Origin of the sequence: Caballeronia udeis (assembly GCF_001544555.2) — a bacterium.
Taxonomy (GTDB): Bacteria; Pseudomonadota; Gammaproteobacteria; order Burkholderiales; family Burkholderiaceae; genus Caballeronia; species Caballeronia udeis.
In genome coordinates, this window is sequence record NZ_FCOK02000075.1 from 1 (window position 1) to 12,644 (window position 12,644).

9 protein-coding genes and 1 pseudogene are annotated in these 12,644 nt (G+C 55.2%); 5 read left to right on the forward strand and 5 right to left on the reverse strand.

Annotation, left to right across the window (positions count from 1 at the left end; all coding sequences use genetic code 11):
* Positions 1-85: 85 nt before the first annotated feature.
* Together AWB69_RS35720 and AWB69_RS35725 are read right to left on the reverse strand one after the other, a co-directional pair.
* Positions 86-847 (reverse strand): annotated as a pseudogene (locus AWB69_RS35720) (NADP-dependent oxidoreductase); the annotation flags it as partial.
* Positions 848-1,034: 187 nt separating this feature from the next.
* Entirely contained in the window at positions 1,035-1,643 is a 609-nt protein-coding gene (locus AWB69_RS35725) for a TetR/AcrR family transcriptional regulator (protein WP_062091512.1), read from the reverse strand.
* A 115-nt stretch (positions 1,644-1,758) separates the two neighbouring features.
* On the opposite strand from AWB69_RS35725, the gene AWB69_RS35730 reads away from it, so the two are divergent.
* Positions 1,759-2,778 carry a MerR family transcriptional regulator gene (locus AWB69_RS35730; RefSeq protein WP_062091513.1) on the forward strand — a complete coding sequence of 340 codons (1,020 nt, stop codon included), beginning with the start codon at positions 1,759-1,761 and terminating at the stop codon, positions 2,776-2,778.
* A 299-nt stretch (positions 2,779-3,077) separates the two neighbouring features.
* Here AWB69_RS35730 and AWB69_RS49835 read toward each other — a convergent pair whose 3' ends face one another.
* Positions 3,078-3,557, reverse strand: coding sequence for an FAD-dependent oxidoreductase (locus AWB69_RS49835; RefSeq protein WP_231937340.1), 480 nt, complete (start codon positions 3,555-3,557; stop codon positions 3,078-3,080).
* Between the two features lie 121 nt (positions 3,558-3,678).
* On the opposite strand from AWB69_RS49835, the gene AWB69_RS49840 reads away from it, so the two are divergent.
* Positions 3,679-4,506, forward strand: a complete 828-nt coding sequence (locus AWB69_RS49840) for a hypothetical protein (protein WP_231937341.1) — start codon at positions 3,679-3,681, stop codon at positions 4,504-4,506.
* An 87-nt stretch (positions 4,507-4,593) separates the two neighbouring features.
* On the opposite strand, the gene AWB69_RS35745 is transcribed toward AWB69_RS49840, so the two are convergent.
* Entirely contained in the window at positions 4,594-4,935 is a 342-nt protein-coding gene (locus AWB69_RS35745; RefSeq protein WP_156529077.1) for a hypothetical protein, read from the reverse strand.
* A gap of 1,406 nt (positions 4,936-6,341) precedes the next feature.
* Here AWB69_RS35745 and AWB69_RS35750 point away from each other — a divergent pair.
* Positions 6,342-7,181, forward strand: a complete 840-nt coding sequence (locus tag AWB69_RS35750; RefSeq protein ID WP_156529078.1) for a hypothetical protein — start codon at positions 6,342-6,344, stop codon at positions 7,179-7,181.
* 64 nt (positions 7,182-7,245) lie between these two features.
* Positions 7,246-8,502: a flippase gene (locus AWB69_RS35755; RefSeq protein WP_082913737.1), complete on the forward strand. Its 1,257-nt coding sequence runs from the start codon at positions 7,246-7,248 to the stop codon at positions 8,500-8,502.
* Positions 8,503-8,534: 32 nt separating this feature from the next.
* Here AWB69_RS35755 and AWB69_RS35760 read toward each other — a convergent pair whose 3' ends face one another.
* Entirely contained in the window at positions 8,535-9,137 is a 603-nt protein-coding gene (locus AWB69_RS35760; RefSeq protein WP_063977976.1) for a serine O-acetyltransferase, read from the reverse strand.
* Positions 9,138-10,447: 1,310 nt separating this feature from the next.
* On the opposite strand from AWB69_RS35760, the gene AWB69_RS35765 reads away from it, so the two are divergent.
* Positions 10,448-12,643, forward strand: coding sequence for a polysaccharide biosynthesis tyrosine autokinase (locus AWB69_RS35765; protein ID WP_062091518.1), 2,196 nt, complete (start codon positions 10,448-10,450; stop codon positions 12,641-12,643).
* Position 12,644 lies beyond the last annotated feature (1 nt).

Consider the following 12,644-nt stretch of genomic DNA (forward strand, 5'->3'; position numbering starts at 1 on the left):
TACGGTCATCGTTGCTCCTGGATGCTGGCAGTCTCCTGCCAAATGACCGTTTACACAAAACTAATTACACCCTCCCTATCGCCGTTTTCAGGAACCAGGACGCACCGGTCTCTTTGGCAAAATCAGGATCAGGCGGACCGGCGATCCCTATGAGTTTGCCACGCGGCTTGAGCACTCGCAGCGACTTCTCCAGGGTATTTCCACCCTGCGTATCCAGAACTACATCGTAGTCCTTTAGAATGAGTGAAAAGTCATCTTTCTTGTAATCGATAACGACATCCGCGCCGAGGCTTTTCACCAGTTCGATATTCCGCGCGCTCGTGGTGGTTGCGACAGTCGCTCCCGCATGCTTGGCCAGTTGAATGGCAAAGGTACCAACGCCGCCCGAGCCAGCATGAATGAGCACCTTCTGCCCTTTCCGGAGTTGTCCTTTTTCGATCATCGCCTGCCAGGCCGTCAATCCCACCAGCGGGATTGAAGCCGCTTCCTCCATCGTGAGAGTGGTGGGCTTGAGGGCTACGCCATCCTCTTTGACCGCAATGAATTCCGCGAAGGTGCCAATGCGATCCTTGTGCGGTCGCGCATAGACCTCGTCGCCCGGTTTGAATTGTCGTACGCGCGATCCGACGCGAACGACCACCCCGGCCAAGTCGTTGCCCAGAATCAGAGGCAAGCGATAGGGCAAGACAAGCTTGAACTCTCCATCCCTGATCTTCGAATCGAGAGGGTTCACGCTAGCGGCGTGGATCTGGATCAATACGTCGTCCTCGCGCGGCTCCGGGGGCGGCATATCGGCAGCTCGTATGCCATTCTTGCGTCCATATCGATCGACGACGAATGCCTTCATCACGGTTCCTTGTCAGTTTCTGGTTGAGTCAGACGGCCGGCGGGGCCACTGGCCGTATTTCGGGTTTCCATGTTGTCCTTCTGATATTGAGGGATGTCTTTACCTGGTTTGTCGAGTATTCATCTCACTGAAATATGATATACATCATATTCTGAATCCAACGAAAACCGACACCGGGCCGGTGGATTCACGCATCGATGGGCGCGAGTTTTTTCAATGCGGCTTCAAGAAAACTTTCCGACAACTTGGGGTCGTCAACGGCGCGCGCCAGCACCATGGTTCCAACCATGGTGGCCACCGTCGTAAGCGCCTGTTCGTGCGCGCCCGGTTGACCCCAATCGGGCAATTGGCGCGCAACGACATCGATCATCTCCTTGATACGGCGGGTGGCCGCTCGCCGCACGACTGGCGCCTGGCGCGGCATCTCCGAGCCGAGGGCGGAGACCGGACAGCCAGTCTCCATGTCTTCACAATGCTCCTTCGACAGATAGGCGCGCACCAATGACCGCAATGCCTGCTCTGGAGGCACGGAGGCGGCTATTTGCTCCGACAGGGCGACGGCTTCAGCACCGGCCCGGTCAGCCGCTTCGGCAAGCAGGACCTCGCGCGATGGGAAGTGGGCATAGAAGCCGCCGTGTGTCAGGCCGGCCTCCTTCATGATGTCCGCCACGCCCGTGCCGTCGTAGCCGCTGCGACGAATCACGCGCGCCGCAACCTGCACGATACGCTCGTGCGTGATTTCCTTCCGGCTGACGGTTTTCCGGTTGATTGATGGATTTTTCATGATGAGCATCATATAACGTTTCGACGCAATGTGCTGTGCTGTGAGGAGCGATGTCGTTGGCGATCCGCTTGACCCTCACGTAGCGTAAGGTTCTAGCCTTCATCGTGCGCACTGAACGGGGGCTTGCATACTTTTGAAAGTAGGGGAATTGGCGAAGAAGAGCGGACTGACCGTCCGCACGCTGCATCACTACGACGCCATCGGCCTGCTCACGCCTTCGGCGCGCGCCGATAACGGCTACCGGCTGTACAACCGTGACGACATTGCCCGGCTTCACCGAATCCAGGCGTTGCGCGGCTTCGGTCTCACGCTAGCCGACATCGGCGCTTATCTAGCCCAGCCCGACAAGCCTCTTGCCGACATCGTCGCACGTCAGATCGCGATGCTCGACGCGCAGATCGACAAGGCGGCGCGCTTGCGCGACCGTCTTCAGGAACTGCGCGGCACGCTGATGGACGGCAAGGAGCCCGAGCTGGTCGACTGGCTCAGAACCCTGGAGTTGATGACAATGTTCAACCGCTACTTTTCCCAAGAAGAACTGGACCGCTTGCCGATGTACCGGAAGACCCAGACGCAGTCCGTCGAGTGGACGGAACTCGTCGCAGAGGTGCGCGTCCTGATGGACGCCGGTGTTTCTCCCGCCGATGAATGTCCACGCGCGCTTGCGGACCGTTGGATGACGCTGCTCGCGCGCGACACCAACAACGACCCGCGCATGTTTGCAAAGCTGAACCGCATGCACGACAACGAGCCGTCGATGCAGGCGAGCATGGGCATTTCGCCCGAGTTGCGCGATTACGTGATTCGCGCTTTCGCCGAGACCAAGATTGCGATCTTTGAGCGGTATTTGTCGCCCGGGGAGTTTCACTTTCTGCGCGCGAACTACGGCAAGCGTGCGATGGAATGGCCGCAGTTGATGGCCGATGCGCGCGATGCAATCGACGAAGGCGTGACACCGGATTCGCCGCAAGCACGCGAACTGGCGCGACGGTGGATGGATCTGTTTCGCAGCTATGCCGGCGATGATCCGGCGACGCATGCGAAGATTCGCCACGCACTGCAGAACGAGCCGGAGTTGACGAAAGGGTCGTGGGCGAATGAGGACTTGCTTGGATTTATGCGGGAGGCAATAAGGCGGCCCGAATAGACGCTGCGAAGACGTAAGTCAGAAGCTGGACCCTGGCGGAAAACGCCTTCGATCACGATAACGAGTACCTGGCCTATGTCCGCCATCCCGTGAACGGCTATCTCTCGCAGCCGATTCCCATTAATGCGGACCGAGGCAACGCGTTCACCGTCGTCACGCGACGATGGCGTCTGCGTATTTTCAAACGCTGAACGCAATCCGCTCCATGTGCGAAGCAAGCAGATCGGACGCGTCGATCACGTCCCGTTCGATCAGACGCTGTTGTTCGAGGTCATTCAAGGTTCAGCCGTGCAGGGCAATTACTTTGCGGGCTGGTTATTGGTGAAGAAATCAACCAGGCTCTGGGGCGCGTTGGGGCCGAGACACACCTCGAGTACGCCTTGCGCTTCCACAGCCTCGGACGCGCTGCGGGGGAAGAGGTCCTTTTCATACGCAGTGAGCGCGGCTTCAATGTCATCGGGGTTGGCGGCGATGGCCTTCCCGAGTTCAGCGCCGTCGAACATTGCGAGGTTGGCTCCTTCGCCAGACGGGATCATCAGGTGCGCTGCATCGCCGAGGAGTGTCACGCCGGGTACGCGAGCCCATCTGTGCTCGACGGGAAGCGCATGAATAGGGCGAGGCACAGGGTCCGTCTCACCGTCGGTGATCAACGCTGTCAGCTCCGGAGCCCAGCCATCGAACTCCCTGGCAACGTGGGCCTTGGCAGCTGCCGGGTCAGAGAAGTCGATGCTGTCAATCCAGTCCTTTGGCTTGTTCAACTCCACGTACGTGTGCAGCACGCCATCGGGCTCGCGGTGCGCGAAAATGCCTTTTCCCGGCGCCAGCGCAAATAGCGCGCCACCGCCAACCGCTTCCGCGCTCGCCTTGTGACGGGTGTCGCCGTCAAACAGGTATGTCTCGATGAAGGAGGTGCCGACATACGCAGGTGTCGACTTCCAGGCCGAAGTGGAAGTTTTTCGGCCAGACGGGTACCTCGTCGTCGACCTGCTCGAGGACAATGTCGAAGGCGTTACGCTTGAGCAGGCAGTGCTGTCCGGCCGCGACGACCTCGCAGCCGAGATATTTTTCGAAAAACGCAGCCTTGCCCTGGTGAGCGGCGTGTTCTATACATTCAGCATAGACACAGGAGGTTTTCACATGGCATACAACCGCCGCCACGCCCGAGGATTGCTTAGCGCATCCGAGTTGCCGTTGTTTGAATGCAGTGTCGGCGAGGCCCTGACCGGGTGGAGCGCCGCGCAATTGCGCCAGAAAATAAAGCGCGCTTGCACCCTCCGTGACAAGTATCGTGATCTTCTGCGCCGTCAGAAACTGGCCACCCGCGAGCGCACGGGCACCAAGTCGGGCGTGCTGGGTAACGACAACGCGCGCACTGAACAAAAGGTCAAGCTGTTCGAAGAAGTGCAGCAGCGCCTCGAGGGCCGACAGGCCAAGCTTGCCGCAACCGAAGCCCGTCAGGCCAACCAGGCGGAACGCGCGCTTGCGCTAGCCGTGATACGTAAACCGCTCGTCGGGAAAAGCAAGGTAGTCGCCTCAAAAGGGCCCTCCAGCAAGCGCGAGGCGGTTGCAGCAGCGACGATAAGTCCCAAGGCGAGAGTGGGTTTGACCAGTGAGAAAGCGAGCGCAGCAGCGCAACGTTCGCAGCTCGCCGGCTCGCGTTCCAAGGTGATTCAGACGCACCTCGCGGCGCAAGGCCGGCGGCAACAGGCAGTCCGCGACAAGCGCTGAGTTTGTATCGGGCACCTGGCTCCGCGTCAAAACTGACCGTTCGCCAGAAAAGTTGACAGTCCGCCGGGTTCTTTCAGAACTAGCCCCTTATACCGTGCGCTTACGCCGAACGAGTACCATGCGTATCAACAGCAAGATCACAACCGCGATACCGATGTAGATGGTAGCTGGAATAAAGAATGCAAGAAATTGCTCGTGCTTACCTGTGCCAATTTTCATCAGGTACTTTTCCGCCAGCGCTTCCAACGTGGCGCCCAGTGAGATCACGAACACTATTGTTGTCAGAAGCAGTGCAATAGAAAGCGTTGCGCGGATGACGCCGCGCGGCGCGACTGCTACGTTACCGGTCAACGGCGGCCGTCCGGCAGGCGGGGTTGGAGTGCTCATCAAGGTCCCGATCTGGTCATTAGTTGTGTGTTCAAGTTCCACTGTCGTGCCTGGGCTCCGGGAAGAGCTATGGCGAAGAGAGTGCGCGCCAATAGTATACCTGTCGGGCGTAAAATAATTCGGATACCTGATCGAATTTCTCATCGAGCGTCCACCGCCCGCAGCGGTCGCTGATGTGAGGCTTGCAGGCATTCAATATCGGTGAGCGGCTAGCACGACGCAAAGCAAACTTGGGCCAACGCCCTTGATGCACTGAAAATTCGCTCCGCCGTGAACGGTCAACATCCGCTCCGGATATTGCTGACCTCAGTCGTTGCGCTGCTGTCGTGTTCGTCATGTCAGATTACCTACGAATTCCCTACTCCAGATTTCATTGACCGCCGTGCCGCTCTGCTTTGGTTGACTTGGACTGACGTCCTGAGCTTTCGCTCTTGGAATCTGTCCCAGCGCTTCGTGCGTGGGCGCGGTCAAAAATCCTTGCCAAAAATTTCTTCACCGGATTTTACGCCTTTCGTCCGGCTCGTTCGATATTCACCACGTAGGCGTGGCAGTAGTGATATCGACCGCTGCACGATGAACTTGAGGATAGGCACGGTGCGGTAAGGCGAGGGGCGCCAGTGCTCCCCGTTCTGAGCGTGCCTCGTCCCTTCGCTGTGGCGGTGCGCTCGGGCCCGACACCGTCACGTTGACAGGGCGGTTGGGTTTTGCCGCCATAACTGGAATAAGCCAGGCGCACTGAATAATCAAAGGATTACTTATAAAAATGAGGAATGAAGCTTCTGCACGGCGCACAGGGGCGTCTCGCTTTGATTTTTAACCTGTCCTTTCCCGAACATACGTATCAACTCGATGCCACGCAGAATGACGCGCACGCAGTGGAAGGCCCTGAATTCCTGCACTTCCCGGGGCACTGCCTTCCGGGGCGAGATCTGTTCCGCTCTTGTCAAACATCACCGTCTCCGGGATCTCGGCTCGTTCAACCATCATTTCATGCAGGTGGCGCAGCCTCAATGGAGCAGGCCGCTTAGCAACGCACGCAAGTCAGCATCACGTTCGCCGGATGATGGAGTCGATCAAGACCTCGTTCGCGGCCGCGTTCGTAGTCTTGATCGTCGGTGACATCGTTTGTTCTTGGGTGCGTTCGCTATAGCAGATTCGCTTATTGCGACAAAGCATTTTGCAAACACTGGGCGCCGTGGATTAGCTAAATTCAGACAAAGCACAGATACAGCCCGACATACCGAATTTTCACCGTTTTGAGATGTTCTACTGAGCTAATGTAGCAGCTGAACTGCGGCACACTTGAGTTGTACGCCGAGATAGATGGTCGAAACCACATGTTATTTGACCGAACACAAAATCCAGCATCGCGGCCCCGGTAGGGTCATGAATCTAACTTGTCTCGAACCTGGATGTTGGGCGGGACTGATATGAGGGATAGATTTCAGATGGATAGCAAGGGCGACCGTAGCGCTAAAGAAGATATGCACATGATCGTTGTAGTCTACTACCCTGCTTACCTGACAAAGATTGCGCGGATAATCGGGGTACTGGGTGGTTGGCAAGAAATGAAGTCTTTGCGCGTAGTAGTGAACAACCCGGCGATCAGCGAAAAACACGCAGAAAGTGTCTTCCTAAACGCCGCTCCCACCGTAAAAATCATTCGGCACGACAATGAAGGCCTCGAATTTGGCGCCTATCAGCGGGGCTTGAACGATCTCAGAGCGAGCATTCCCGAGCGTTTCACTTGCCTGTTTGCCAACGACACAGTCGGCACACATCAGCCAATTGACCGGTTCTTTTTACGAAACTTGCATGGCGCAGTTCGTACCTATATGGGGACGAAATTTATTTCGGGCCGAATCGATTCAGCCGTGCGACAGGTAGAAGTCAACCACCTGCTTGGAACACGTTGGGTGCGATCCAATCTTTTCGTCATGGATGACGCCGCGCTCAAAAGCATCAACCACATGATCTACGTGCCGGAGCTGAACGCTTACATCAATGACAGTCCGGACGAAGACAGCTTTTTTGGACCAGCCGTGGCGCAGTCCCTCAGGCGGCACATTTCTGGCTGGCTCTTCTCGACAAATCCCGACGCCTGGTACAAAGCGGAACCACTGTCGATTAAAAACAGCACCGGCATGGCCAATAAAGCCAGATGCGTACTCCAGGAGCTGTTTTTTAGTATGCGGCTTGCACATTTCGACACCGGCTTCGTCCAGCCGAAACCGCTGACGGTCGCGGAAAAGATTGCAGTCAGGGCAGGGTTCAAGAAATTTTTGTAGCAGTGCGGCGTCTGTTACCGAACAAGATTCGCCTCCGAATGCTTCCAATCAATCAACTTAGCGAATGAGTGCCATGGTATCGACGCGAAAAAGTATCGTCGCTCTCTACGGGGTTCAGCTGATAACTTACGTTTTGCCACTGATCACGATACCGTATCTTTCGTACGTTCTGGGTCCAGCCGGCATAGGGACGATCGGGTATGCACAAACAGTCGCACAAATCTTACTGATCTTCGTCGATTTCGGATTTGATCTTACCAGTACCCGAAAAATTGCTATCCATAGGGACGAACCGGGGATCATAAATCGAATATATTGGACAACGACGACCGCAAAGGCGATGCTGGCTTTGGTCGGTTCAGCGGTCCTGATTTTTCTTGCATTAGTCGTTTATAAAAGTCCTGGGGATCGAACCTCGCTATTGCTCGCGAACCTGGTTTTATGGGGAAACGTGCTCACACCCACCTGGCTCTACCAAGGGCTGCAACGTATGTCATTGCTCGCGATGTGGGTCGTGGTGATAAGAATCCTCCTGCTTGCTCCGCTTTTCTTGTTGGTCAAGGGAAGTGGGGACGTTGGGCTGGCGTCGGCCTTGCAGTTCGTACCTTCATTATTTTCCGGGTTGATCCTGACGGCAATCGCATTTTCCAAGGGCGAGATATATCTTAAGGTCGAGACGTCTATCGAATCCATTCTTGAAGAGGCGAAGGATTCGTACCATCTCTTTCTCAGTTCTGCTTTGACCTCAATATATATGTACGCCAACGTGTTGCTGCTGCGATTGATCAGTGGCAGCGTTGGTGTGGGATATTACGTTGCGGCAGATAAAATCACTACGCCTCTTCGCCAGCTTTCAACGCCTCCCATACAAGCGTTTTTCCCAAAAATATGCGGCATGTATGCTGAGGGCGATCATCTCGGGGTTCAGAAAATCATAAGGCGATTCATTCTCGTATTTTTGGCGGCAGGCGCGTTGATGTTTGTGGGATTCGAGCTCTTTGGCGAGTGGTTCGTCCAGCATTTTTTTGGGAGCAAATTCCACGACACCTTTCCGATCTTGAGGGTAATGATCATTGTGCCCGTTATTATTGGTGTCGCGGCAACGCTTGTTCAACTTCGCCTCATCGCATCTGGAAATCAGGCCGTGTTAAAGAAGATCTATTTCGTGGGGGCCATATTTCACATTCTGCAGGCGCCACTTGTCATATATCACTGGGGGGCTCTTGGTGCTGCTTATTCTGTAGTAGCAACCGAAGTATTAATGACAGCCATGATAATTTACGCTTCCAAGGAAGTCACCGAGAAATATCGTTTTGCATGAAACCTGGGAGAGTGAGAAACCCGTGAAGCTGATCAGGAAAGCGGCTCGTCCACGCGCTTGCCGTCACGCCTCACAATCCTGGCGGGAACACCAACAACGGTCGAGTTCGCGGGCACGTTTTTAACAACGACCGCGTTCGCTCCGACCTTCGAGTTGTTTCCAATAGCGACGCCACCAATGACTTTAGCGCCCGCGTTGATCGTCACGTTGTCACCAATGGTGGGGCAGTCGTTTGCACTGGAATATCCAATTGTCACCTGCTGGTTGATCCAGCAGTTTGCTCCAACTGATTTTGCGGCGATTATCGTCGCAAAACCATGTTGAATAAACAAACCGGGTCCAATGATATCGGTTGAAATAAAGAGGGTATTCATCGGCCGGCACAGTGGACTGACTATCTTCCCGAGCCAGCCAACGCGATGATAAAAGAGATTCCGATATTCGGGGTAGATAGTCATCAATTGGATGAACGCGCGAGTAGGGTGGAGCTTTTGGTCTTTCATATATATTTCACTCCATCGCTCGATATCCGCTCGAATTAATCCAGCTTTGTCTCGGGTCATCAGAAGGATCAAATGAGGGGTGAGACGAATAGCGCTGAGTATCATGCCGATTGTTTTAACTAAATTCTTCATATTTAGTTATATTCGATGAAGCCGGGATTCGGGCGAGGGCACAGTGTTCGACGTATCCTGTTGGCGCAACATGGCAGCACCTTCAAAAGGCTTGCATGCCTGTAGTCGTTGGGGCGGCGCATATGACGAGGCACCGCGTGAGCACCAACAGTAACAACGCTACGATCAAGCACAAATTTCCACCTGGTATTATTTCGGATTCCATATGATAGGTGAAAATTACCAATAAGGTACTGGATCCATATAGAGTGAAAAACAGAAGCGGCCCAGGCCAGTCGGTTGCGCTTTTCTTCTGTTCGGCATAACGACAAAGACGGGCCGTATCGAATGTCTGCGCGGGATCCTCCATACCGGCAGCCCATCCGATTACCCCCGACGGGAACAACGGGTCGTGTCGCCATCTCCTGCACGGTCAAGGTCCAGCGAGGTGTTGCTCGAGATCTTGCTATTACGCGTCCTCGCAATGAAGTTGAGCGGCCTTGGTGAGTGCCGCCTGCAATGCATCTTCCGCGCTGTCGAAGAACCCGGTAGAAGGGGTGAATGGACGAGCCTCACTGCGGGATCGCAAGTAATACGTGTATTTTGGACCAAGCCTTCGGACTTCGATCAAATACTCGCCGTCACCATCTGGACTGTATGTATACACGAGCGTGCCTCACTTAGCCGATAAGTTTGGGACAAAGCGTAGCGATGTAGAAAAGTATCGTCAACCTCGCCGCTGCATATGATGGGTGAGATTTTTTATCAAACGTCGTCAGGACGTCACAAAGAGGGTTATTGCATCGCGCCCGGGGCCTTTAGAGGTATGCCGGTCCATTCCGTTAAATCAGGAATACGATGCAATTATTGAGGCCTTTCAAAATTCTTTTTGAAGATGTTAGATTTTGCAAGAATCTTTGACTGCGAAAGTATATTGTCGTGCATCCAACGAATGCATCCCTGACACAAAAGAGTGCATGCCTGTTACAAACCAGGGCACGGCCATTGCTAAACACTCCAATTCTTTACAGTTTTTTGACACATAAGTTCTACTAAATGAAACAAGATGTAAAAATTTATGTATTTTAACGGTCCGGCACAGTCAGTGCTAAAGCGCACGTCCACCGTAATCTTTTGGTTAAAAGGTAGTTAATAGAAGACAACAAGGCGGACTCAAGCGCCAAGTCTCGTTTCTGGCTGATTCATGTGATTTACTGCTGCACAGCAACCAGAGAGTTGCTTCCCGCCACCGGAGACTGGCCCCATGCAACGAACTTGCACTCATATTTTCGAGTTCTATGTTTCGAGTTCTGTGACGAGACGAGAGTTCTATGACGAGAAGCATTGCGCCGCGCTTTATCGATCCATCAGTGAGGGAAGACGTCTCACTGGCTGAGAACGTCGATGTTGTAATGGAAAACCGAAAGACGGTTTTCTGGGTAGTATTAACCATCTTCTTGCTCGGTCTTGCCTACGCGTTACTTGCTCCACCGGTCTTTCGCGCAGACGCCATGATTCAGGTCGAAGACCCGAATAGCAGCAGCACCAGCAGTCCAACACCATGGCAAAACAAGGACTCCAGTACCCCGTTCGACCCCGCTGCGGCGACCGCTGCCGAGTCTGAACTGATCCTTTCCCGCGCCGTGATTCAACCGACCGTAAAGGCGCTGAATCTAAGTGTCGATGCCACACCAAAATATTTCCCGATAATCGGTCAATGGATCGCGCGGCAGGCAAAGGGCAGCGATCTGGCCAGGCCGTTGCTGGGCTTGAATAGCTACGCGTGGGGTGGCGAGGCAATCGACGTGCCCGCTTTCGACGCGAAGCCGGACGAGTCGTACACGCTGACGGCGGGGACGGGCGGCACTTACATTCTGCAAAACAGTGATGACATCATTGTTGCCCGCGGGGTGGTCGGCGAGGACGCCGTTGGCAATGATCAAGGCGAGAACGTCGCGATCAAGGTCAGCCGTCTTGTGGCCAATCCCGGTACAAAATTTTCTGTCAGGCGTCTGCGTGAGTTCGACGCGATCGATCGTTTGCAGAAGGAATTGAAGGTAGAAGAACTGGGTAAACAAGCTGGGATTCTTTCAGTTACCCTGGAAGGTAAGGATAACGTAAAAATAACACAAATTGTCAACGAGATTGCACGCAAGTATGTTGCGCAGAATGTGGAACATAAGAGGCAGGAAGCTCAGACAACCCTTGCGTTCCTCGATCAGCAGTTGCCCATGCTCAAGACGGCGCTCGAGCAGTCCGAAAACGCCTACAACGCGTTTCGCAACGAGCACGGCACGGTCGACCTGAGCGAGGAGAGCCGGTTGCTGCTTGGCCAGATGGTGGATGCGCAGTCCAGGCAGCTGGACCTCGAGCAACGGCGCAACGAGCTTTCACATCGGTTCTCGGACCAGTATCCGGCGGTTGCTTCGCTAACGCAAAGCATCGATCAGTTGAAGGAGCAGCAACGCGCTTTCGCAGGTCGCGTCGCGGCGTTGCCGAACACCGAGCAGAACGCTCTCAGACTGTTGCGCGACGTACGCGTCAATACCGAGCTGTACACGAACATGCTCAACAGCGCACAGCAGTTGAACATTGTGAGGGCGGGGCAGATGGGCAACGTCCGGGTAGTCGACTGGGCGATGACGTCAGCGAAACCGGTCAAGCCGAGAAAGATGATCATTATCGGTATCTCGCTGATGGTCGGTCTGGTCCTGGGTCTGGGGGCACCGTTCTTGCGTCGCCGGTTTCGTCCGGGCATTGAGCGCTCCGAGCATTTCGAGCATGTTCTCGGCGCCCCGGTCTATTCGATCGTGCCTCACAGCGAGATGCAGGCCAAGCTCGAGAGCCGGTTGCGCCGTGGCGCAAAGGGCCATCATTTACTGGCTGCGCAAGCACCCGACGACATTGCGGTTGAAGCAATCCGTAGCCTTCAGACCGCGCTTCACTTCGGCGCTTTCCAGCCGCGCAACAACATTATCCTGTTGACCGGTCCGCGGCCGGATGTCGGGAAGTCGTTTCTCTCAGCGAACCTTGCTACCGTGCTGGCGACGGGCGGCAAGAAGGTACTGCTCATCGACGCAGACATGCGCGGCGGCGATATCAACACGTACTTCGATGTTCCCGCCAGCCCGGGCCTGTCGGAAGCTGTGGGAGGCCAGTCCGCTGAACGTTTGATTCGCCGCGCAGTGGCGGGGACCGAACTCGATTTTCTTCCAAAGGGCTCGAAGCCGAACAACCCGACTGAACTGCTGATGAGCAACCGGTTCAGGAGTTTGCTCGACGAGTTGTCCATGCGCTACGACGTCGTGGTGATCGATGCGCCACCGCTGCTGGCGGTAGCGGACGCGGCGGTGGTCGCCCGCTACGCTGGTACGACGCTGTTCGCAGTCCGGCATGGATGGCACACCTCGGCCGAAATCGCTGAAGCGGAGCGGCGCTTGTTGAACGCTAACGTGGAAGTAAGCGGCGTGCTGGTCAACGATGTGCCGGAGCGAAGCATGAAGTACGGCGCGTATTACGCAGGGTAAT